The 22,946-nt window shown below is 37.7% G+C and carries 18 protein-coding genes and 1 tRNA gene; 16 read left to right on the plus strand and 3 right to left on the minus strand.

Going from position 1 to position 22,946, the window contains the following annotated elements; genetic code table 11:
- The first annotated feature begins 239 nt into the window (after positions 1–239).
- The 8 genes from licT to DD627_RS04070 all read left to right on the plus strand — a co-directional run bounded on the left by licT (position 240) and on the right by DD627_RS04070 (position 11,170).
- Positions 240–1,079, plus strand: coding sequence for a BglG family transcription antiterminator LicT (licT, locus tag DD627_RS04035; RefSeq protein WP_057784060.1), 840 nt, complete (start codon positions 240–242; stop codon positions 1,077–1,079).
- 84 nt (positions 1,080–1,163) lie between these two features.
- On the plus strand, positions 1,164–3,050 hold the full coding sequence (locus DD627_RS04040; protein WP_260266688.1) for a beta-glucoside-specific PTS transporter subunit IIABC: 1,887 nt from the start codon (positions 1,164–1,166) through the stop codon (positions 3,048–3,050).
- 14 nt (positions 3,051–3,064) lie between these two features.
- The gene (locus DD627_RS04045) at positions 3,065–4,507 is read left to right on the plus strand and encodes a glycoside hydrolase family 1 protein (RefSeq protein WP_057784065.1); all 1,443 of its coding nucleotides are present in this window, start codon (positions 3,065–3,067) and stop codon (positions 4,505–4,507) included.
- Positions 4,508–4,816: 309 nt separating this feature from the next.
- A tRNA-Thr gene (locus DD627_RS04050) sits at positions 4,817–4,889 on the plus strand.
- Between the two features lie 593 nt (positions 4,890–5,482).
- Complete coding sequence (locus tag DD627_RS04055) at positions 5,483–7,129, plus strand: peptide ABC transporter substrate-binding protein (RefSeq protein WP_260274268.1); 1,647 nt, start codon at positions 5,483–5,485, stop codon at positions 7,127–7,129.
- Positions 7,130–7,141: 12 nt separating this feature from the next.
- Complete coding sequence (gene pepT / locus DD627_RS04060; RefSeq protein ID WP_260274267.1) at positions 7,142–8,410, plus strand: peptidase T; 1,269 nt, start codon at positions 7,142–7,144, stop codon at positions 8,408–8,410.
- A 156-nt stretch (positions 8,411–8,566) separates the two neighbouring features.
- Positions 8,567–10,390 carry a glycosyl hydrolase 53 family protein gene (locus DD627_RS04065; protein WP_260274266.1) on the plus strand — a complete coding sequence of 608 codons (1,824 nt, stop codon included), beginning with the start codon at positions 8,567–8,569 and terminating at the stop codon, positions 10,388–10,390.
- A 132-nt stretch (positions 10,391–10,522) separates the two neighbouring features.
- Positions 10,523–11,170 (plus strand): FMN-dependent NADH-azoreductase, encoded by a 648-nt coding sequence (locus DD627_RS04070; protein WP_057784073.1) that lies wholly within the window; start codon positions 10,523–10,525, stop codon positions 11,168–11,170.
- 64 nt (positions 11,171–11,234) lie between these two features.
- Here DD627_RS04070 and DD627_RS04075 read toward each other — a convergent pair whose 3' ends face one another.
- A complete protein-coding gene (locus tag DD627_RS04075; RefSeq protein WP_260274265.1) occupies positions 11,235–12,947 on the minus strand; it encodes an aryl-sulfate sulfotransferase in 1,713 nt (570 codons plus the stop codon).
- A 303-nt stretch (positions 12,948–13,250) separates the two neighbouring features.
- On the opposite strand from DD627_RS04075, the gene efp reads away from it, so the two are divergent.
- Together efp and DD627_RS04085 are read left to right on the plus strand one after the other, a co-directional pair.
- Positions 13,251–13,829, plus strand: coding sequence for an elongation factor P (gene efp / locus DD627_RS04080; protein ID WP_057784076.1), 579 nt, complete (start codon positions 13,251–13,253; stop codon positions 13,827–13,829).
- Between the two features lie 98 nt (positions 13,830–13,927).
- On the plus strand, positions 13,928–14,797 hold the full coding sequence (locus DD627_RS04085; protein ID WP_057784078.1) for an ROK family protein: 870 nt from the start codon (positions 13,928–13,930) through the stop codon (positions 14,795–14,797).
- Positions 14,798–14,847: 50 nt separating this feature from the next.
- Here the strand turns inward: DD627_RS04085 and DD627_RS04090 are convergent, their stop codons facing one another.
- The gene (locus DD627_RS04090; RefSeq protein ID WP_057784080.1) at positions 14,848–15,252 is read right to left on the minus strand and encodes an iron-sulfur cluster biosynthesis family protein; all 405 of its coding nucleotides are present in this window, start codon (positions 15,250–15,252) and stop codon (positions 14,848–14,850) included.
- Between the two features lie 1,420 nt (positions 15,253–16,672).
- Between DD627_RS04090 and DD627_RS04095 the strand changes: the two genes are divergently transcribed.
- From DD627_RS04095 to DD627_RS04120, 6 genes are all read left to right on the plus strand, one after another.
- Complete coding sequence (locus DD627_RS04095) at positions 16,673–18,124, plus strand: ABC transporter permease (protein ID WP_260274264.1); 1,452 nt, start codon at positions 16,673–16,675, stop codon at positions 18,122–18,124.
- 55 nt (positions 18,125–18,179) lie between these two features.
- On the plus strand, positions 18,180–18,836 hold the full coding sequence (locus tag DD627_RS04100) for an ABC transporter ATP-binding protein (protein ID WP_057784844.1): 657 nt from the start codon (positions 18,180–18,182) through the stop codon (positions 18,834–18,836).
- Positions 18,837–18,943: 107 nt separating this feature from the next.
- Positions 18,944–19,630: a response regulator transcription factor gene (locus DD627_RS04105; RefSeq protein WP_057784843.1), complete on the plus strand. Its 687-nt coding sequence runs from the start codon at positions 18,944–18,946 to the stop codon at positions 19,628–19,630.
- Positions 19,630–20,895, plus strand: a complete 1,266-nt coding sequence (locus DD627_RS04110) for a sensor histidine kinase (RefSeq protein WP_068805037.1) — start codon at positions 19,630–19,632, stop codon at positions 20,893–20,895. The genes DD627_RS04105 and DD627_RS04110 overlap by 1 nt, the downstream gene beginning before the upstream one ends.
- 153 nt (positions 20,896–21,048) lie before the next feature.
- Positions 21,049–21,291, plus strand: coding sequence for a hypothetical protein (locus DD627_RS04115; RefSeq protein ID WP_260266693.1), 243 nt, complete (start codon positions 21,049–21,051; stop codon positions 21,289–21,291).
- Between the two features lie 91 nt (positions 21,292–21,382).
- On the plus strand, positions 21,383–22,186 hold the full coding sequence (locus DD627_RS04120; RefSeq protein ID WP_057784839.1) for a Cof-type HAD-IIB family hydrolase: 804 nt from the start codon (positions 21,383–21,385) through the stop codon (positions 22,184–22,186).
- 154 nt (positions 22,187–22,340) lie between these two features.
- Here DD627_RS04120 and DD627_RS04125 read toward each other — a convergent pair whose 3' ends face one another.
- Positions 22,341–22,937, minus strand: a complete 597-nt coding sequence (locus DD627_RS04125) for a hypothetical protein (RefSeq protein ID WP_260266695.1) — start codon at positions 22,935–22,937, stop codon at positions 22,341–22,343.
- Positions 22,938–22,946: the final 9 nt, after the last annotated feature.

Here is a 22,946-nt window from a genome sequence, read left to right on the forward strand (position 1 = left end):
AATGAAATAAATGTTGAAATTGTTATGTAAAACAGGCTTTATTTTTTGTAAAAGTTTGACAGCGGATACATTCACTGCTAATATAGAAACATTGTCACAATGTTATTACTTCGGGTAAGCATGTGTGATAGTAGATTTGTTAAATTAAATATCATAAGGTGTTATCAAAATTTTGAGCATGACTTATTTGTTGGAGGGATTTTTTCGCTGCAATGAATAAGTCTTTTTAGGTGGTCCGATTGAAAATAAAACGCGTTTTAAACAATAATACAGCAATTTCAGAGAACCATGATGGTCTAGCCATTTTGTTAATGGGTCCTGGAATTGCGTTTGGTAAGAAAAAGGGACAAGAGATTGAGATTGAAAAAGTAGAAAAGACTTTTATTATTAAAGATCCGGATACAATGAACAAATTTACGGACTTAGTCATTGATGTGCCGTTGAACGAGATTATGATTGCGGAAAAGATTATTAATTTTGCCAAGATCAAATTAGGTAAACAGTTAAATGAAATTATTTATGTGAATTTAACAGACCATTTGCATACGACGATTCAAAGATATCGTGATCATATTATTCTCAAGAATCCTTTAAAATGGGATGTGGCGCGTTTTTATCCAGACGAGTTTGCGGTCGGTCAAAAACTTGTTGAAGTTGTGAAAAATGAACTTGGGATCACGCTAGAAGATGATGAAAGTGCCTTTGTTGCTTTGCATTTCGTGAATGCAGAAACAGAGTCCGGGGCTGAACAAAATTTGGCCTATGGCGTCACAAACATGGTTAAAGAAGTCGAAGATATTGTAAAGGACTATTATCATACTGAGTTTGATGAAAGTTCTTTAAACTACTATCGTTTCATCACGCATTTAAAGTTTTTTGCCCAGCGCGTCCTTTTAAATAAGCACTACGATGACGATGATGAAGATTTGCTTCGTACCTTGGAAAAGAAGTATGCCGGTCCGTATGAATGTTCACGGAAGATCCAAACATTTATTCAGGAAAAATATAACTATGAAATTAGCAGTACGGAATTATTATATTTGACGGTTCACATTAGCCGTCTTGTTAAAAACTTATAGGGTGTTATCTTAGTTGAGCATGACCTAAGTAGCTTATTTGGCTATTTGGGTCTTTTTTTATGGAAAGAAAGGAAGAAATTAATTATGGATTATGCAGGTTCAGCCAAACAGATTTTTGAGGCAGTGGGTGGCGAAAAGAATATTAATTCGTTGATTCATTGTATGACACGGCTACGTTTTCGTTTAAAGGATGAAAGTATTGTAGATGATGAGGCAGTTAAAAATATCCCAGGTGTCATGGGTGTTAATCATCAATCTGGTCAATATCAGGTTATTATCGGTAACGATGTGACAAACTACTACAATGAAATTTTGAAACTAGGCAAAATTGATACAGGTGATGCGGACCAAACACCTGATCAGGGAGAAGAAAAACAAAAAGTTAATTTGTTTAACCGGTTCGCCAATTTTATTTCATCATGTATGTCACCGTTAATTCCAGCCTTAATTGGTGGTGGGATGATCAAGGTTATCTTGATTTTATTGCCGCTTTTAGGGTGGTTGAATGAAAAAGGACAAACCTATGCAATTTTAAACATCTTTGGGGATGCGCCATTTTATTTCTTGCCGGTCATGTTAGCTTATACAGCTGCCAAGTACTTTAAAGTTACGCCAATGTTGGCAATCACGATTGCCGGTGTTATGATTCATCCGAACTTCACAGCAATGGTTACAGCAGGTAAAGCGGTTCATTTTATGGATTTACCTGTTACATTGGTTAATTATTCATCATCAGTTATTCCAATTTTGTTAGTAGTTTGGGCAATGAAGTATATTGAGATGGGAATTGATAAAGTTTGCCCAGCCTCATTAAAGAGTATTCTGAAACCACTGTTAGTTTTGTTTGTGACAGGTACTTTAGCACTTGTTTTGATCGGACCAATCGGAACATATGCGGGTAAATTATTATCCTTTATCATTTTATTTATCCAAGGAAAAGCAGGCTGGCTTGCGATGGCTTTGATGGCCGCCTTTATGCCGCTGATTGTTATGACTGGGATGCATTGGGCCTTTGCACCAATCTTCTTAGCTGCTTCCGTTGCTTCACCAGATACTTTGATTCTTCCAGCAATGTTGGCTGCTAATATTGCGCAAAGTGCGGCATGTTTTGCCGTCGTATTTATGACCAAGAATCGAAACACACGTCAGATTGCGAGTGCTGCCGGAATTTCTGCTTTGCTAGCTGGAGTAACTGAACCTGCTTTATATGGTGTGACTTTGAAGTATAAGAAACCATTATACGCAGCTATGATTTCAGGTGGAGTTACCGGATTGTTTATGGGAATTGTCAACTTGAAGTCGTTTGCGTTTGCTGTGCCTTCATTGATTTCGTTACCACAGTTTGTTAGCAAGACAGATAGTAGCAACTTAATTAATGCAATCATTGTACTAGTTGTTTCGTTTGTACTGACCTTTATTTTGACATTTGTTTTTGGAATCGACGAAAAACCAGTTAAAGCAGCTGCTATGTCGGAAGACGAGCCAGCAGTTAAAACAACGGTGCCTTCTGGTGCCAAAGAAACTAAAAAAGTTTACAGTCCAGTTAAAGGTGAAATGATTAACTTAGAGAGTGTTTCTGACGATACCTTTGCTCAAAAAATGTTGGGTGATGGCGTTGCTATTATCCCAGAAGAAGGTAAAATTTATGCGCCATTTGATGGCCAGATTATGACCGTCTTCCCAACGAAACATGCGATTGGTTTAAAGAGTGATACAGGAATTGAATTGTTGATCCACATTGGATTGGACACTGTTAATTTAAAGGGTGTGCCATTTACAGCTCATGTGAAAGACAACGATCAGGTTAAAAAGGGTCAGCTTCTGATGGATGTTGATTTAGATGCCATTAAGAAGGCGGGGTATGACATTACAACCCCGGTTATTGTCACTAATACAAAAGATTTTGTTGAAATTGTATCGAATGAAAAAACGACAGTTACTAATGATGATGTTGCTTTATATATTATTTAAGGAGGAAATGGACTATGAGTAGTTTTCCGAAAAACTTTATGTGGGGTGGCGCGACAGCCGCTAACCAGTTAGAAGGCGCTTATCAAGCAGGCGGCAAGGGTTTATCAATTGCCGATGCTTTGCCTGGTGGACCCGACCGTTTTAAATTGGTTAATGCTCCTGATTTTGATTGGACAATTGATGAAAGTCAGCATACTTATCCAAATCATGACGGGATTGATCATTACCACCGTTTCAAAGAAGATATCGCGCTATTTGCAGAAATGGGCTTCAAATGTTACCGATTCTCAATTGCTTGGACGCGTATCTTTCCAAATGGTGATGAAAAACAGCCAAATGAAGCTGGACTGAAATTTTATGATCAAGTAATTGAGACTTGTCAGAAATACGATATTGAGCCGGTTATTACGATTTCGCATTATGAAATGCCTTTAAACCTTGTGAAAAAATATGGTGGTTGGAAAAATCGTCAGTTAATTACCTTTTACGAACGGTTTGCGCGGACAGTGCTGGCTCGCTACTATAAGCAAGTTAAATACTGGATGACGTTTAACGAAATCAACAGTGCCTTTAATTTCCCTGTCATGGGCCAAGGATTAGTTGCCTCTAATGGTGCCGATGATAAGCAGAATATCTATCAGGCTTGGCATAATCAGTTTGTGGCAGGTGCAAAAGCCGTCAAAATCGGTCATGACTTGGATCCTGATCTAAAAGTCGGTTGTATGGTTCTTTATGCCACAACTTATTCCTATGATGCAAATCCAGTTAATCAATTAGCTACACTAGAACAAAATCAAGCCTTCAATCATTTCTGTGGCGATGTTCAAGTACGTGGAGAATATCCAGCCTATACGGAAAAACTGATGAACAAGTTTGGTTTCAGTTTTTCCGATCTGGAAATTGGTGATGAAGATTTAGCAACTTTAAAGGACAATCCAGTTGACTATATTGGGTTCAGTTATTACATGTCCACCACGGTTGATGTGGCTGATAAGAATCGTGAACAGGCTTCCGGGAACTTAATTGGGGGCGTGAAAAATCCGTTCTTAAAGACAAGTGACTGGGGCTGGCAAGTAGATCCAATCGGTTTACGAATTGCTTTGAACGAACTATATAACCGTTATCGCAAGCCATTGTTTGTTGTGGAAAACGGTTTGGGTGCGGTTGATAAACCAGATGACCAGTTCCATGTACAAGATGATTACCGAATTGATTATTTGCGTGAACACATCAAAGCAATGGCTGGCGCGATTACAGATGGTGTGGATCTCATGGGATATACGCCATGGGGATGCATTGATCTAGTTAGTGCTTCAACTGGTCAGATGTCTAAACGCTATGGATTTATTTACGTTGATTTAGATGATCAGGGAAACGGGACATTGAACCGCTACAAAAAGGCTTCTTTTGATTGGTATAGAGAGGTTATCAAGAGCAACGGTGAAAATTTAGGCTAAAGGTAGTCAAAATTGAATAATAAAGGCCTTCTAAATATAAAGCAATTTATTTTTGGAGGGTTTTTAATTTTTCACCTTTCTGTATTGAAAAAAGCTAGGAATATTCATTTTTAATCAGGCACTATCTCAAATGTTGTGTGACGCATCTAAAACACTAAAGATAGGTGCTAACTATCCACTGGTTTATACAATAATTTTAGAGATTTGTAGCAAATTATGTAGTTTTCAAAATAAAACTATTTGAATTTTCTACATAATTCGGTATACTAGTTAAGGAGTCTTTTTGATTCTTTCACGAATATATCGTTTGCTTGTTTAGCTCAGTTGGTAGAGCATCGCTCTAGTAAAGCGGAGGTCGCTGGTTCAAGTCCAGTAACAAGCATCGTTGAACACTCACACACATGTGGGTGTTTTTTTGTGTTTTCGTTAAGACAAACAGTTTTTGTGAGATTAGTGATTTGAATGGATCTTAATCATTAAATTAAAATCTAATTATAAAAACGAGCGTTTTGTGACTGATAGATCATATTTGTAGCTTTTGAACAAAAAAGTAAATTATGGTTCTGAATATTCAAGTCTATATTCAATAGGATTTGCATACCTAATTATTTTGGGTGATCTAGATAAAATTAGAAGGCAATCATAATTTTCTCATTGACAGCATAGAAAACGGTGGTATGATTAAAAACGTATTAAATCGAAACAAACGAGATACCGTGATAAGAAGAGTAGCACAATTAGTATGTTTATAGAGACCGCGAGTTGGTGAAAGCGTGGATCAGAAGGTTGTGTGAAGATGAACTTGGAGTAAATTAACAGTGGAAGCTATTAATTCGTGATGAGGCCCGTTAATGCCTCAAACTTTTGGTAACAGAAGTTATTGAGGTGGAATATGCGAGTATTTCACAAATTAAGGTGGTAACACGAAAATCGTCCTTCAGAAATGAGGGACGATTTTTTTATATTCTAGAGGGGATGGTTGTTATGAATCGAAAAATAAAATCGGTTGTATTAGTTTTAGGGTTGTTAATTTTAAGTGGTTGTGGAAGTCAAGCAACGGCAGGAAGCAACACCAAACTGGCTAAAAATCAGGTGTTGAATTGGACAGAAAGTTCAGAGCTGGCAACGGCAGACTTATCACAGGCGACGGACACTTTAAGTTTCAATACGTTAATGAATACTCAAGAGGGACTTTATCGTTTAAACAGTAAAGGAACACCTAAGGGAGCGCTAGCGGCAAAGACTAAGGTTACAAATGGCGGTAAAACTTACACATTTACATTACGTAAAGGCGCAAAATGGTCTAATGGAGATGCTGTAACGGCTCAAGATTTTGTTTATTCTTGGCGGCGAACAGTTAATCCTAAGACAGCCTCTCAAGATGCATTTTATTTCTACCAAGTTAAAAATGCAGAAGCCATCAATAATGGCAAAAAATCGGTTAAGACACTCGGAATTCAGGCAACAGGTAAATATAAATTGACAGTGTCACTGACAAAACCAGTTTCATATTTTAAAAAGCTTTTAGCTTGGCCGTTATTCTATCCTTTGAATCAAACGATAGTTAATAAATACGGTAAGAAGTTTGGAACTCAGGCAAAGTACACGGTTTCTGACGGTCCTTTCAAGTTGGCTAACTGGAATGGACAAAGTAAGAAGTGGACGTTGGTTAAGAACAATAAATATTGGGATAAAAAAGCAGTTCATTTAACTAAGATCAATGAGCTTGTTACGGAAAGTACCACGACGAGTTACAACTTATTTAATGCTAAACAAACAGATGAAACATTGCTTAGTGGTCAACAAGTAAAAAATAATAAAAACAATGCAGATTTTGTGAAACGTTTGCCAACTGCAACGGCACGCTTGGAGTTAAATCAAAACAAGGTAAAGGCCTTCAAGAATGTTAACGTTCGCCGCGCATTCTCACTTGCAATTAATCGTAAGCAACTGACAAATGACGTTTTACAAGATGGCTCAGAGCCTCTTAAGGGATTTGTACCATCTGGAATGGGAAATAACCCCAAAACTGGTGAATCATTTGATAAAGAAGCATATGTAAAATCAGCAGTTAGTTCTGATTTAGCAAAAGCAAAACAGTTATTGAAGAAGGGCTACCAACAAACTGGTGTAAAGAATATCAAAGTAACTTTACTAACTTCAGACACAGATAGCAGTAAACAAATTGCCGAATTCCTTCAAACTGAATTAGATCGGTTACCAAATGTGAAGGTGTCAATTTCAACGATTCCGTTTGTCCAACTCATCTCTAAACAGAATGAGAAAAACTATGAAGCGACGATTCAGACCTGGCAATCAGTTTTTGCCGATCCAATTAATTTCTTGGATGTTTATGAATCTGGTTCGAGCTACAACACTTCGGGATACAAAAACAAAACGTTTGATAAGTTATTGGACGAATCAGAAAACGACTATGGCAACCAGCCAGAGAAAAGGTGGGCTAAATTGGTCGCGGCTGAAAAGTTATTGATGAGCGATCAAGGCACGATTCCGCTGTATCAAGTTGCTAAGTCTCAGCTACTACGTTCAAACGTTAAGAGCGTTGTTTATAATCCTGCCGGCGTTCCTTATGACTGGAAAACAACATATATCACAAAATAAGGGATGAAAGAAATGAGTGAAATCAATCAAGATTATATTGAAAAGTTATTCGTAAAATATGCAAAAGTAAATACCAGATCAGATGATCGCAGCCAAACGGTTCCCACAACGCCGGGACAAGTCGCGCTAGCTAAACTGGTCACAGCTGATTTGAAGAAATTGGGCGTAGCAAAAGTTAAATTTGATGAAACCAATGGCTATGTGACGGGGACTTTGTCAAGTAATTCCGACAAACCAATCAGTGCGTTGGGCTTCATTGCCCATTTGGATACCGCCGATTTTTCAGCGGACCATGTAAAGCCACAGGTGCACCCCAATTACGATGGCCAGGATATCGTGTTAAATGAAGCTAAACAAATTGTATTGAAAGCTAGTGAATTTCCCAACTTGAAAAAGTTTGTGGGTCAGCGTTTGATCACTTCAGACTGGACAACTTTATTGGGCGCCGATGATAAAGCCGGCGTTGCGGCGCTATTCGGCGCACTAGACTATTTCATTCAAAATCCAACTGTAGCGCACGGACCAATTCGGGTTGCGTTTGGACCAGATGAAGAAATCGGGCGGGGTGCTAAACAGTTTGATGCCAAAGGCTTTGGAACTGATTTTGCGTATACACTAGACAATGGTCAGCCGGGTCAATTTGAATATGAAACTTTTAATGCCTCTGAAGCCAAAATTGAGGTCGAAGGGACCGCCGTTCATCCGGGAGATGCCTATGGACTGATGGTGAATGCCGTGACAATTGCAAATGAGATTGTGAGTGCATTGCCTAAAGATGAGGTTCCGGAAAAGAGTCGGGATCACGATGGTTTTATCTTAGTTAATCATTTTGAAGGGGCAGTGGCGCATGCCAGCCTGAATTTAATTTTGCGTGATTTTGATACGCCTCGCTTTCATCAAAAAGAAGCTTTGCTTAGACGCATCGTAGCCAAAATTAATGACCGTTTTGTGGAGCCGCGAGTCACTTTAGAGTTGACTGAACAGTATCAAAATATTGGCGATGAAATTCGAAAAAATCCCTACATTGTTAATTTAGCTTTGGATGCTTATCGCCGAATCGGATTAACACCGGATATTCAGCCGTTTCGTGGTGGAACTGATGGTAATGCCATCACTGCAAAAGGGATTCCAACACCAAATTTATTTAATGGCGGGGATAATTTTCATGGTCCTTACGAATTTGTTACCACAGAAGCAATGGGAGTCGTCGCTGAAACAATCGTTGCAATTGCACGGGAACATGTCCGTCAGTTTGGACACCATGACGTAAAACCACTTTAAGTTAATAATTTTTGAAATAGCTATTCATTGGGAATGGCTATTTTTATTGTTCAGATGATTAAAACTTACCTTGACGATCTTTTAAGAAAAACTTAAGATAAAACAGTAACTAAAAGCTTATAAAGTTTCAAAAATATTATCTGGAGAGATAATCATATGAGAAAATGGCGTAAACTTTTTGCCCAGGCACTGATTGCTAGTGCTGGGATTTTAGTGGCGTTAAGTGGCGCAACAACTTCGGTTTTTGCGAATGCTGACGGTACGACAAATGTTAAAAATGACAAGGTAACTGTCAATCCAGCTCACGGGGTGACAACGAACTCTATTCAAGGAGTTGACATCTCGAGTTTACAAGCTGAACTGAATGCCGGCGTTAAGTTCTATGGTTACAATGGTAAGAAACAAGATATTCTTCAGACTTTGGAAGACTCAGGTGTAAACTATGTCCGTCTTCGAATCTGGAACGATCCATATGATAGTAAAGGTCATACATATGGTGGTGGGGATGCAACTTTAGCTAATGAAGTAAAAACAGCTAAAGATGCAACGGCTCATCATATGAAGGTTCTAATTGATCTACAGTATTCTGACTTTTGGGCAGATCCAGCAAAACAAGCACTTCCAAAAGCTTGGAAAAACTACACGTTTGCTCAAAAGAAGACGGCAGTTTACAACTATACTAAAAAAGTTGTGACAACCATGAAAAAGGCCGGTGTAGACATCGGTATGGTGCAGGTTGGTAACGAAACAACTAAAGGTATGATGCAAGAATCAGATCCTGCTAAATACATGCAGTACATTGCTGAAGGGGTTAATGCCGTTCATAAGTATGCACCAGGTGCTTTGGCAGCTGTTCATTATGAGTCTCCTTCTGAGTCTTCCTTTGCCAAAATCGCCGCTGAATTAAAAGCTAATAAGGTTAATTATGATGTCATGGGCGCAACTTACTATCCCCATTGGAATGGTCCTGATAGCAAATTAATTGGCGCTGAAAAGGTTATTACTAAGACATATAAGAAAAAATTTGCCGTTATGGAAATGAGCTATCCATACACAACAGATGATATGGATGGACAAAATAATATTGTGGGTGACATTACAAACCCACCATTCCCAATCTCAGTTCAAGGGCAATCTGACGCGATTAGTGACGTTTGGAAGACAGTGATGCAAAATGGTTACGGCAAGGCTTTGGGTGCGTTTTATTGGGAACCAGCCTGGATTCCTGTCAAAGCTGGTTGGGATAATTACCAATACAACCGAGATATCAGTGTGAAATATGGCACTGGTTGGGCAACTCAATACGCTGCTAAATATTACGGTGATGCTGGTTATAGTGATCAAGAGGAAAATGTTAATTCGTACTGGGGAGCTTCCTCATATGATAATCAAGCTCTGTTTGATCCTCATGGCTATCCATTACAGTCTTTGTTAACCTTCAAGAAAATGATTACGAACTATGTTTCTGGGAGTGCTAAAAAGCCCGTAGATCGATACAAAGTTGCTAAAAAGGCCTATGCTTACACTTTTAATGGTACAAGCGACAATTTTACTTTCAAAAAAGCTTTCGCCCTTAGTTCTTTGAAAGGCTATTATAAGATTAATAAGGCTGAGTATGTAATTAAAAGAAATGGAAAAACGTATTTGTACTATCACATTACTTCAGGCAAAAAGTCTGGTTGGATCTGGCATTCCTATCTTAAGAAATGTCCAAATAAGATCACTAAAACTGTCAAAGTAAGTTACAAGCATCGCTATGTTGTTAAGAATAAAAAAGGCAGTGTTTATGGTTTCCAAGGTAGTTCAAACGATTTTCAATATGTAACTCTTCATTATTTGAAGAATTATCCTAAGACTCACTTTACTGTGACACGTAAGACTTATGTCAAAAAATACAATGGCAAGACATACTTGTACTACTATGTTCATTCCGGAAACGGAAAAGTTCATGGTTATGTATGGAATGGCTATTTAAAGTAAATTAGATTCGATAACTTCTTTGATCGCTAACAACGATTAGAGAAGTTATTTTTGGTTTAAAAACTACTTTCGACTAGGATTAATATAAATTGTGGTATTGTATAAACGTAATAAATAAATGGAGATGATGAAATGAGTACCGTTTTAGTTATTAAGGCTCATCCTGCAACCGAAGATGTTTCTAATTCTTTGGTCATCGGAGATCATTTTGTTGAAACTTATCGGCAAGCACACCCCGAAGATCAGATTATTGGGCATGATTTATATGCTGAAGGCGTGCCGGAAATTAACAGCAGCAATTTAGACAGCTGGAAGAAACTCACCAATGGTGTTACTTATCAGGAGCTTTCAGAAAACGAGCAGATCTTATTAAGCCGTCAACAACAGCTTCAAGAACAATTCATTCAAGCTGATAAATACGTCTTTATTAGTCCAATGTATAATCTGTTTTTGCCGAATCGTTTAAAAATGTATTTGGATCTGGTCATTGTTTCTACCAAAACATGGGTGGAAGGTGCGCATGGCCCAGAAGGAACCTTGCATGATAAAAAAGCTATTCATATCCAATCCTCAGGCGGAACATATCATCATTCGGATAATGCCTTTATGGCAACTCTCGATATGGGGGATGCTTACCTAAAAGCGTTACTTGGCCAAGTAGGTGTCAAGGATTATCAAGGTATTTATTGTGAAGGTAATTCACATCGAGACCCTGATGATATGGCAGCCAATCGAGAAACAATTGCTAAAGAAGCCGAAAAGGTTGCCAAAGAGTTTTAAATAGAAAAAATGCTGATCAAAAGTTGACCAGCATTTTTATTTTCTTAAATTTTAAAGATACGTGTCAGTTAATTTTCTTTAGGGAGAAACCAAAATGTTTTGGATAAAGAGACATTCGTTGTGCACGATAACTCCAATCGCCACTACTAAAGCCAGTTCGATTGACGTCAAACACAATCTGTTTAGTTTTACGGTTGATTTCTACAAATTCACTTCTTGTGCCGCTATCCGCATAGCCAAAGTTGATAAGACTATTTCCTTTACCAATTGCGTAGTTACTGCCGACAATATTGGTGAAATCCGATGTGCCACGTGACTTTCCGTAACCCCAAACTTTTGTCACTGTCTTTTTAAGTTGATTGATTTTTACGATGTTGGCGGCTGAGTAATCTTCCGAAATGCTTTGGTTACCTCGGGTTACCACCACGTTGTTATTGTAAAATTCCAATTCTACCTGATTTCCCTTATTTTTCTTGGTGTGAATCAGCATAATTGCATGTTGACCGGCGTTGAAATTGTAGTTTTTAGTAGTTGGTTTCAACAAATATTTTTGATAGGATTTGGGTAATTTTTGATTAGCCGCCAAAATCCATTTTAGTTTTGTAGATTTATAATTAATGGCAAAAATCATATCTTGATTCCGGCCAGATACAAGTAAATTGCCAGTCTTTTTATCATAGTACATGGAATTTTGATGGAACCAGTCAGTTTTACCATCTGAGCGGGTAGTACCAGAGTATTTCGTATAGGCACTCTGAGGCAAAATTCGTTTTAAATCTATCACTTTTTTTATTTTTCCTGTTTGGCGGTCGATCTCGATCATAGTATCTTCAACGTAATTTGCGGAGCCATCATCCACAGTTAATAACAAGTTGTGGTTGGGTAACTCAATGGCGTCATGATGAATAACTGTATTAGTTGCTAATTTTTTATGATCCGAGTGGGTCGGAAACAGGCCACTAAAATTATACTGGCGATAAACACGTCCATAAAAATCAGTTTCTTGTAGGGCGTTATATTTTGGAGTTGTTTCGCTAATTTTTGTGAGAATTAACAAATGACCATTGCTCAATTGTTTAAATACATGTGAGATCGATTTTGTGCTGTACCACCGGACTTTTCCTTGAGCATCAAGTCCATAAGTTATGCCTTGGCTACTTACAGCAAATGTTAATTTTGTATTTCCAGATCCCAGGACCATTTTTGAGGGCTTACTTGTTTTGACAGCGTTTGTTCCAATATCTGTAGGTAAGGATCCAGTTTTCATGACGTAAACACGGGAAAACTTGTGGCCACTTTTAGTTTCAAAGGTTAGTTTAACCCGATTTGTGCGGTCGGCATATAAGCCTAAGACGCCAACGCTATGAGCATTAGTATAAGATTTATACCGCTTTTTAATGGTGGTTTTACTGCTGTCCCCTTGAACAGATACACTGACACGAGTCGCTGCTTTGGTTTTGACTAATATTAAGCCAGTTAAAGGGCTGGTCTTGTACGGATTTACGATGACTTTTGCTTTACCGATACCAGTGTTTAAGTTTGCAAGCCGTTTTCGATAGGTTTGGCTTAAGTGATCGGTTGTTTTAGTGTTTTTGGTCGATAGTGTGGGCTGCAGATTCAGTTTGATTTGCGCGGTACTTAAAATATGCTTACTGTGATGAATTTGATCCACTAAAAAGAATGTACGGATGTTCGCTCGCTCATAATAGGCCAATCCACCGGCCAGAAAAACTAGAAGTAGACAGCCAATCGCAATTTTTTGCCACTTACGCCTCATAACAAGATCCTCTAATCGTTTTGTTTTGATAATTTAAGAATAGCTTTAATTTAACGTATTTTAGGCAGAAAAATCGAATGTTTAGGAAATTTTATTAAATAATCTGGAGGAAAGTTCAGCAAACATCGCTATCAGATGTGCTTATCTCATTATGAGAAACTTTGTTTTGGTAATTTTAGTGTTAAACTAGATATAGATACTAAAACGAAGGGAAGTCGGCTATATGAGTCCTGGACCTGGAGCGCGATCATTAAATGAGGTTAATCGAAATTAAATTTTAAGTAACGTACAAGGAGAAAATACATGATTGAAGCAATAAATCTTAAAGCAGGAATGACATTTGAACAAAACGGTAAGTTAATTAAAGTATTGGCTTCGGAGCATCATAAGCCAGGAAAAGGTAACACTGTGATGCGAATGAAGTTATATGACCTCCGTTCAGGTTCTACTGTTGAAAAAACAATGCGTCCTGAAGAAAAGGTTGAACAAGCAATCGTTGATACAAAGGATGCTCAATATCTTTATACTCAAGGCGATGTAGCTGTATTCATGGATATGGAGACATACGAACAGTACGAAATTCCAACAGCTACGATCCAAAATGAAATGAAATTTATGTTGGAAAACATGAACGTTAAGATTGATTACTTCAATTCTGAAGTAATTGGTATTACTTTACCAAACACAGTTCAATTAAAGGTTGCAGAAACAGAACCTTCAATTAAAGGCGCGACTGTTGCTGGTTCTGGTAAATCAGCTACCATGGAAACTGGGTTAGTTGTTACTGTGCCAGATTTCATTAAAGAAGGGGAAGTTCTTGATATCAACACACAAAAGGGAACTTACCAAAGTCGTGCTTCAAAGTATAACGATGAAAACTAAAAAGTGTTAAAAGGATGATTTCGATGAGAAATCATCCTTTTTTTATCGTATAATAAATATGTATGCGATTTCAAAATAAAAGATAGAAGTGATTTGAGTTGAGTAACATTGGATTGATTGATATTGGCGGAACAACAATTAAGTTTGCAGTATGGGATGGTCAGGACTTGGCAGGACATACTTCTCGAAAGACACCAGCCACTTTGGCCGAATTTTACGATGTTTTGACAGAAGAAGTTTTGAAAATGAAAAACCAGTTTCATATTGAAGGGGTCGGAATTAGTTCCCCCGGTGCAGTGAATAAGAAGACTGGTGTTATTGAAGGCGCAAGCGCGCTACCATACATTCATAACTTTAAAATTCAACCGGAGTTAGAAAAACGATTTGGACTGAACATTAGTATGGAAAACGATGCAAATTGTGCGGCTTTAGCTGAATTAGCGGATGGTGCTGGACAGGGGGCAGACAGCTTACTGTTTTTGGTGATTGGAACAGGTGTTGGCGGTTCAGTCATTATTAATCACAAAATTTGGCATGGCGCGCATTTATTTGGTGGTGAATTTGGGTTTACTTTATCGGATGATACTTATACTTTGAGTGAGTTGGGCACTTCGGTTCGAGTAGCTAAAAGATATAATAAAAAAACAGGTTTGGAGAAATCAGGTAAAGAAGTTTTCGATCTGGCTAAGGCTGGGGATGAAACGGCGAAGGCTGAAGTAAATAAGATGTACTGGGCACTCGCAAAAGGTATTTATAATTTACAATATAGTTTTGATCCCGAAAAAATTGTCATTGGTGGCGCAGTTTCCAATAATCCAGATCTGATTCCAAACATCGAAAAGAACATCGAAAAAATTAGAAAACAAGTAAAGATTGCTTCGCTTAAACCAGACGTGGTCTCATGTAAATATACGGACCAGGCTAATTTAAGGGGAGCTGTTGTTGATTTTGAACAAACTTATGGGTAATAGAAAAGGATGGCAAATTTGCCATCCTTTTAGTTTAGATTTTTAATTGTTTAGCAGATTTTGCCGCCAAGTTCGGACATTTCTGCTTTCATAGCATTTTTATCTTCGGTGGGTGTTGTGTAAGCGTCAACGGTAACGGCACCATCTAGTACACCACTGTCATCAGTTAATTTTAATGAAGCATTCTTATAGTCGAGCGCTAAACCATTACCAAGAAATGTGGTTTCGGGTTCTGCGGTTGTCATTGTTAAACCAGCATTGTTTTCTAATTCAACACCATATTCTGGATCTGATTGGTCAGCTACGACCAACTGGAATTTATTACCGATCGAACATGAACCACCAAGTTTTGAAAACTTACTGGAACCATCGTCTAGTGCTAAAAATACATGTTTTCCTGCAGGAATCTTGCTTGTTAAGTAGGCTTTTGCTTGATCTTTAATGTTAATCTTCATTAAATTCACCATCTTTCAAAGATTTGTTTACTTGAGTACAATAAGTATCATACATGCTTACTATAAATAAGTAAAGTTAACTGCTCACAACCTATTTGGAATTATTTTGCTTATTTAATGTTTATTTAAAGTAAGGAGATTAATATGAATTTATTCATTAAGAAAGCAACAGTTCAATAGCCCTTTTAGTGGAAGAGCAGAATGGCCTTTCAAGATGAGATTTTTCATATGTTCAACTCCCCTGTAATAATTAACTTACATCATTGAAAGCTAACTCCCCTGTATAGCTTTAAAGACCGAATCATACCGCGAATGTGATTCGGTCTTTTTCTGTCTAGAAAGACAAAAAATTAAAATCCAAAAGCAATTTAAGCACACCATTTTTCTTGTGGTCAGAGTTGGGGCGACAAGGATGATTGAAGAGGGAGTTACAAGAAATTTCAAATCGTTTTTTACTTTTAATCTTCGTTTAAAGTGAGGGTATTAATATGAATTCATTCATTAAGAAAGCAACAGTTCAATAGCCCTTTTAGTGGAAGAGCAGAATGGCCTTTCAAGATGAAATTTTTCATATGTTCAACTCCCCTGTAAAATTAACTTACATCATTGAAAGCTGACTTCCCCGGCTGGCTTAAAGACCGAATCATACCGCGAATGTGATTCGGTCTTTTTCTGTCTAAAAAGACAGACAATTAAAATCCAAAAGCAGTTTAAGCGCGCCATTTTTCTTGCGGTCAGCTGAGGTCACAAGAATGGACAACGTCCGAAGCACGAAAGATTTTCGGCCCGGAATTCAACTCAAAAAGTCGTGTGGTTCTTTTTACTACAGCAATGAGCAAGAGGTATCAAAATAAAAGAATATTTTTTGGCTTTTAATCTTCGTTTAAAGTGAAGGTTTTAAGATGTGTTTATTCATTAAGAAGGAACCACTCCAACAGGTCATTTTAATGACGTAGCATGATTTGGTGTTCTTAATGAAGATGAGTTTTTTTGAGAGAAAAATAGTCATTAGTATTTGAGAAAGAAGTGGTTTTTTCATAACCTTCCAAATTGGAAGAAGATGGAATATTTTCCATATGTTCAACTCCCCTGTAAAAATTAACTTACATCATTGAAAGCTAACTCCCCTGTATAGCTTAGAGACCGAATCATACCGCGAATGTGATTCGGTCTTTTTCTGTCTAAAAAGACAGATAATTAAAATCCAAAAGCAGTTTAAGCGCACCACTTTTCTTGCGGCTAGAACTTCGGCCACAAGAATGGACAACGTCCGGAGCATAGAAGATTTCCGGCCCGAAAATCAGCCTAAGTCATCAGTATGAATTTAGAGGATATAAAAAACAACCATTCCTAAAAATTCTTAATCTTCGTTTAACGTAACTTACGTAAAATGAGTTTATCAATTCAAGGAGATGAAAGAATGAATTATTTAAAACGTTCAACGCTTTATTTGACCCATAAAAAAGGGCAAAGCTTATTATTGCTGTTGATTATGTCTGCAATTCTGGTTTTTGTATTATCAGGAATCATTATTCAAAACGCCGCAGTTTCTGCGACAAATAGTGTGACAAAATCGGCAGGAACTACGATTAGTGTTTCGGCCAATCGTAACAAAATGTTTTCGAAGATGCGTTCAAGTGTGTCAAAGTCAAAGACAAAGACGATCACAACACCGACAGTCTCTAACGCAAAACTTAAGAAAGCAGGTAGTTTAAGTACTGTTGCTTACTATAATATTACCAATACAGCTTCAGTAAACGCTAGTTCGTTTGATACCGTTTCAACCACTACTGGTTCTCAAGGGGGTGGCATGATGAAAGGCGGTGCCAGCGGTGCATCTACTGGTAATATCACCATTGATGGCGTTTCAAGCACAAAGCTTACTTCTTCATTCATCTCTAAAGAAGATAAAATTGTTTCCGGACGGAACATAACGACAAGTGATGCCAATAGCAAGAACGTGGTCATTGAAAAGGAACTGGCAAGTTCTAATGGGATCAAAGTTGGAGATACAATTACCGTAAAAATGACAACTTCTGGTAAAAAGAGCATTAAATTGAAAGTTGTCGGGATTTACAAAGCTAAATCGACAAGCACAAGCAGTATGCCTGGTAGTGATCCTAGCAACACAATTTATACCAGCTACACATTACCTGCCACAATTACTGGTACAGAGGGTAAATCAAGTACAGTTACCTATACACTTTCAAACTCAGCAAAAGAAAAATCAACAACTAAAAAAATTAAGAGCATTATAAATAGTAGTTCGTTTAGCGTAAGTTCAAACGATGAAAGTTATCAACAATTGTTGCAACCAATGAAAAACGTTCAAGCATTTGCGAAGAAGATTGTGTGGTTAGTTGCAATTGCCGGAACAATTATTCTCGGTTTGATCATTATCCTGTCCGTAAGAACACGTCAAAGAGAAATTGGTGTTTTAGTTTCACTGGGCGAATCAAAAATGCACATTATCGGCCAGCTTTTCTCGGAACTGTTTGTTATTTTAATCGGGGCCATGGTTATTGCCCTGCTATTAGGAAATTTTGTGGGCAACAAAGTGGGTAATCAGCTGTTGGCCCAACAGCAAACAACGTCCGTAACCTCTACATCAGGAGCCAATGGTGGTCCTGGAGGCGGCGGTGCTCCTGGATCCAGCCAAACTGGCGGTGGTATGCGTGGTGGAGCTATGACTACTCAATCGACAACTAGTTCTGCAAGTAAGAAAGCACTGAAGACTTTAAACACAAGTATCAGTCCAAGCTCAGTTATTAAATTAGGCGGAATGGGCTTAGTTATTATTGCCTTAGCAGTTTGTGTTTCGGCAATTAGTATTTTGAGATTAAGGCCGAAGGATATCCTGATAGGTGAATAAAAGCTATAGCAATTCAAAAAATAAAAAAATCCAAGAAAAATAAGGAGTTGAAGAAATGTTAACAGTAAAAAATTTAACCCACTGGTACGGACAGGCAGATAAACCACTATATGAAGATGTTGATTTAAGTTTTGATTCTGACAAAGTCTATACAATAGTTGGTGCATCAGGATCAGGAAAAACAACTTTCTTATCCTTTATTGCCGGTCTAGATAAGCCACAAAAAGGAGATATTTTTTTAGATGGTATAAACATTAAAAAGATTGGTGCTACCAACTATCGAAAACATAAAGTTGCAATTGTGTTTCAACAGTATAATTTATTAAATTATATGTCGGCATTGGATAACATTTTAACGGCCCTATCTGTCACTGATTCAGAACATAAAGGCGAAAAACAGTTTGTCCTTGATTCTCTTAAGGGCGTCGGAATCGAGGAAGCTGATGCTAAGAAAAACGTGCAGAAACTTTCTGGCGGGCAACAACAACGAGTTGCCATTATCCGGGCGATGCTGGTGGATGCCAATATCGTAATTGCTGACGAGCCAACTGGAAACCTTGATGGTGAAAACTCGGCTATGATCATTAAGTTGTTCCAGGACTTAGCACATGAACACCATAAAACTGTTATTATTGTTACCCATGATCCAAAAATTGCGGATCAGGGCGATGTTAAGATCAGTTTGGAAAATCGAGAATTTGTTGTTGCATAACACCAAATACTTGGAAAATGGGGTTAAGACAATATTATTCTTTGTCTTAACCCCATTTTGTAGGTTAAAATGGTAAAGAAATCAAAAAAAGAAATTAGGGATGCAAGATGGCAGATATTGTAAAAATTTTATTAATTGAAGATGACCATCAGCTTTCGGACAGTGTACGTGACTTTTTAGTTGATATTGGTTCAGTCAAGCAAGCGTTTGATGGTGAAGAAGGCGAATACTTGGCAACTGAAGAGCCTTACGATCTGTTCATCGTTGACCTGATGTTGCCGCTGATGAATGGTTTAGAGATCATCAAAAATATTCGAAAAGAAAAAATTGAGACCCCTGTTTTAGTTTTGACGGCTAAAGATAGTTTGGAAGATAAAATTACCGGCTTTGATACTGGGGCTGACGATTATTTAACTAAGCCGTTTCATCGAGAGGAATTAATTGTGCGGGTAAAAGCCTTGCTCAAACGCAGTGGTGTTTATCAAGATGACAAACGATTGATGGTCGATGATGACATGTGGTTAAATACTGAGAATCGACAAGTTACAGTTGATGGGCAACCACTAAAATTGGTGGGAAAAGAATACGAGATTTTAGCGTATTTAGCACAGAATAAAAACATTATTGTGTCGCGAGAACAAATTTTTGACCGAATCTGGGGGATGGATTCCGATACGACGATTAATGTCGTGAATATTTATATTAGTAATCTTCGCCGCAAACTAGAAAAGGCAGGTCGGCCAAAATTGATTCAAACTTTACGTAATGTAGGGTTTCTTTTGGAAGTGAATTAATGGATAAAATTGTAAATCGAAAGCAACAAATTAAGCTATTTTTATTTGAGTTCTTTAGTTTTTTAATTGTTTTTACAATCTTGGGAACGATTATTTTTGTTTTTTATCAACGAAATACCTATACCAGTATTGATAATACGCTGAGCCGGCGGGCCACAATGGCTGCCAATAGTACCAATATGATGGGGCCACCAGATTTTCAAACGATTACGGTGTACTATAATTCGAAAGGGAAAATTGTTAATTCACAAAATTTGAGTAATATGTCGAGTTCAGTTTCCAAAGTTAAAGTTGGTAAGTCACAGCTGAACAAAATTTATAATATTAAGGTTGGTAGTGTCACAATGCGGGGAGTTTATTTAAAAGTAAATTCTCAATTGATGGTAAACCGAAGTGGGAAAACCTTACCGACGAGCCAGCAGCCCAAATATGCATTGGTTTTGAAAAATATTACACCAGAAATTCAAAGTATTGATCGATTCAAGAATCTCTTGTTAGCCTCTTTCATCGTGTTCGGATTAATCGTCTTTATCATTAGTTACATTATTTCCAGGATTAATATGAAACCGGTACTGAAAGCTTGGCAACAACAAGAGGAATTTGTGGATAGTGCGGCGCATGAAATCCGAACACCATTGACGATTATCCAAAATAAACTTGAAGGCTTGATGACTAAACCCAATGACACCATAAAAAATCAGGTGGGGGCTATTATCATGTCGCTTTCGGAAATACGCCGATTAAATGGATTAACGAGTGATATGTTAACATTGGCGAGGGCCAATTCCAACGTGATTACGCTGGAAAAAGCGCCAGTGGACTTTTCAAGTTTCATAAATGAAATTCTGGAACCTTATACGGATTTGATTGCTAGTGAAGATAAAAATTTGGTGAAATCAATTCATGTAGATCGCCCAGTTTTATTAGATGCCAAACGGGTGCACCAATTAATCGTTATTTTATTGGATAATGCGATAAAATATACACCAAAAGGCGCGACGATAACCGTTAATAGTAATATTGAAGCTCGTAATTTAAAAATTCAGATTTGTGATACAGGAATTGGAATTAGTGATAAAAACAAAAAATCAGTTTTTAAACGATTCTATCGTGAAGAGAAATCGGGTAATAAGCAGACCGGTGGAAATGGATTAGGTTTGTCAATTGCGGAATGGATTGTCCGCGCGCATAAAGGAAAAATTAAGGTTACTGATAATCCGGGTGGCGGTACGATATTTACCGTGCTTCTTCCGGTTACTAAATAAAAAGAGGTCGGGCAAAACTATTTTTTACCTGTCCTCTTTTTATTATGCAATCTATAACTTCAATCTTAATCTAAACTTTGTTCACACATTCTTCAAACTTTTTATTTAAAGTAAATCTTATCTTAAGCATAAGAAAAATGTAGGAGGATCGTCATGAGGGATGAAGAATGTAGTTATCAAAGATTTGAGGTTGTTTGTAATCAGTGTCCCATGATTAAGAATGGGTTTGGGGGACGTGCCATTAAGGAATATGAAAATACCTATTTGATTGAATTGGACATGGAGACCGTCTGTCAAGAAGACCGACATAGCTTGATGCGGATTACGGATTTTAATGGGCGTGTAGTTATTGCAAAGAAGTATATTAAAGCGGTTGAAGATGAGATGGTTCAATAAATTACGAACAAACTTAGCCGACGCTTACTTTATTTTGTAAGCGCTTTTTGTTATGATTAAATCAATTATGAAAACGCATAGGAGATTAGACATGACAAATAGATTAATTGCTGTTGATATGGACGGCACATTTTTAAACAGTCAACAAAATTTTGATCGGCAATTTTTTTTAGAGTTGTATCCGCGGATGCAAGCTAAGAACGTGACGTTTGTAGTGGCCAGCGGGAATCAGGATTCACAGTTACGCGCGTTTTTTCCCCATACCGCAGATTCGATTTGGTTTGTGTCGGATAATGGGGCATTAGTGAAGCAACCTGATGAAACAATTGTGTATTCGGCAAAGATGGATCCCGCTGTTTATCAGCATGCTATTTCATTTTTAGCTAGTCTGGATGACGTCTATCCGGTGGTGAGTGCACAAAAAAGTGCGTATGTTTTGGATTCAGCTCCTAAATCATTTGCCGAGATGACGGCTAAATATTACTATAAACTAAAGTTAGTTCCTGATTTGGCTACCATTGACGATCCAGTTATGAAAATTGGCATGTCGTGTCCAGATGAGAAAACGGAAGAAATTTTGCAGTTGTTGGATGATGAGCTTGCAGGTAAATTATTACCCGTGTCTTCAGGCCATGGCGATATTGATTTAATCATTCCTAATACCCATAAAGCAAATGCGATTAAACGCGTCGCAGACTTTCTGGATATGCCGATGGCAAACGTAGTTACTTTTGGGGATGGTGGTAATGATGTGGAGATGCTAAAGGAAGCGGGACAAGGATTTGCAATGGCAAACGCGCCGCAAGCTATAAAAGATATTGCAGACGAAATTGCGCCAAGCCATGATGAAAATGGGGTCTTGGTGACAATTGATCGATTGCTAAAATCGTGGTAACAAAAAAGCTGGAGAATAGAAAACGAGGTCGGACAAAAACATAGTTTTGTCCGGCCTCGTTATATTTTCTGAATGTTATTTCTAAACTTTGAAGAAAAAGGCAGATTCTTCTGATTAGTCTAGGCGGCGCTCAGAACCTAACTGCCCTTTTGGTTTAATAATGTCTTGATCTGCGATACCGAATTCTAAATAAGGTTCCAAACACAAACGTGACTAGCATAACGAGATAGGTAATCATTTTGTAGGTTGGAAGCTGGTCGCGAAATTCGAGCAAATATTGATTTTGAAACGCACTTTGATATTCACCAGTTAATTTTGTCTCAATCGATGCTCCAATTGAAGAATTAATAATGAGTGTGGACACGCCGTCCGCTTGAAGTTGTTGTTTGACACTATTTTGAAACGCTGTTGGATCGACTTTTATTTGTTTACCGTCATAAACTTGCCCAACGGCAGTTTTAAGATCAGGTTTAATAACAGCTTCAGTGAGTTGAACGGAATAGCCATCATATTGAGGTAGCTTTTCGTTTACAACACTCACAATCCGGTCCACAATGGGATCGCTTGTGGCTACAATCTGACCGAAACTTTTATTGAAAACTGTAAACAAACAGATTGTTGCTAGAATGAAAATGAAGTACAAAAATGTCGAAAATGCACGTGAGCCATATTTAGGTTTGATTAAATGCTGTTCTCTGATAGTTGTGACCTCCTGTTTGAAACGTCTAAGTTTCTCAAAGATAAGCCACAAACTGCCTTT

It is taken from the genome of Pediococcus sp. (genome assembly GCF_003533255.1).
GTDB classification, from domain to species: domain Bacteria; phylum Bacillota; class Bacilli; order Lactobacillales; family Lactobacillaceae; genus Pediococcus; species Pediococcus parvulus.

Excerpts from the sequence above, each read along its gene's own strand:
- DD627_RS04070 (WP_057784073.1), top strand. The coding sequence starts at position 10,523 with ATGAGTACCGTTTTAGTTATTAAGGCTCATCCTGCAACCGAAGATGTT.
- DD627_RS04120 (WP_057784839.1), top strand. The coding sequence starts at position 21,383 with ATGACAAATAGATTAATTGCTGTTGATATGGACGGCACATTTTTAAAC.
- DD627_RS04055 (WP_260274268.1), top strand. The coding sequence starts at position 5,483 with ATGGTTGTTATGAATCGAAAAATAAAATCGGTTGTATTAGTTTTAGGG.
- pepT (WP_260274267.1), top strand. The coding sequence starts at position 7,142 with ATGAGTGAAATCAATCAAGATTATATTGAAAAGTTATTCGTAAAATAT.
- DD627_RS04040 (WP_260266688.1), top strand. The coding sequence starts at position 1,164 with ATGGATTATGCAGGTTCAGCCAAACAGATTTTTGAGGCAGTGGGTGGC.
- DD627_RS04065 (WP_260274266.1), top strand. The coding sequence starts at position 8,567 with ATGAGAAAATGGCGTAAACTTTTTGCCCAGGCACTGATTGCTAGTGCT.
- efp (WP_057784076.1), top strand. The coding sequence starts at position 13,251 with ATGATTGAAGCAATAAATCTTAAAGCAGGAATGACATTTGAACAAAAC.
- DD627_RS04075 (WP_260274265.1), bottom strand. The coding sequence starts at position 12,947 with ATGAGGCGTAAGTGGCAAAAAATTGCGATTGGCTGTCTACTTCTAGTT.
- DD627_RS04105 (WP_057784843.1), top strand. The coding sequence starts at position 18,944 with ATGGCAGATATTGTAAAAATTTTATTAATTGAAGATGACCATCAGCTT.
- DD627_RS04090 (WP_057784080.1), bottom strand. The coding sequence starts at position 15,252 with ATGAAGATTAACATTAAAGATCAAGCAAAAGCCTACTTAACAAGCAAG.
- DD627_RS04115 (WP_260266693.1), top strand. The coding sequence starts at position 21,049 with ATGAGGGATGAAGAATGTAGTTATCAAAGATTTGAGGTTGTTTGTAAT.
- DD627_RS04045 (WP_057784065.1), top strand. The coding sequence starts at position 3,065 with ATGAGTAGTTTTCCGAAAAACTTTATGTGGGGTGGCGCGACAGCCGCT.
- DD627_RS04095 (WP_260274264.1), top strand. The coding sequence starts at position 16,673 with ATGAATTATTTAAAACGTTCAACGCTTTATTTGACCCATAAAAAAGGG.
- DD627_RS04110 (WP_068805037.1), top strand. The coding sequence starts at position 19,630 with ATGGATAAAATTGTAAATCGAAAGCAACAAATTAAGCTATTTTTATTT.
- DD627_RS04100 (WP_057784844.1), top strand. The coding sequence starts at position 18,180 with ATGTTAACAGTAAAAAATTTAACCCACTGGTACGGACAGGCAGATAAA.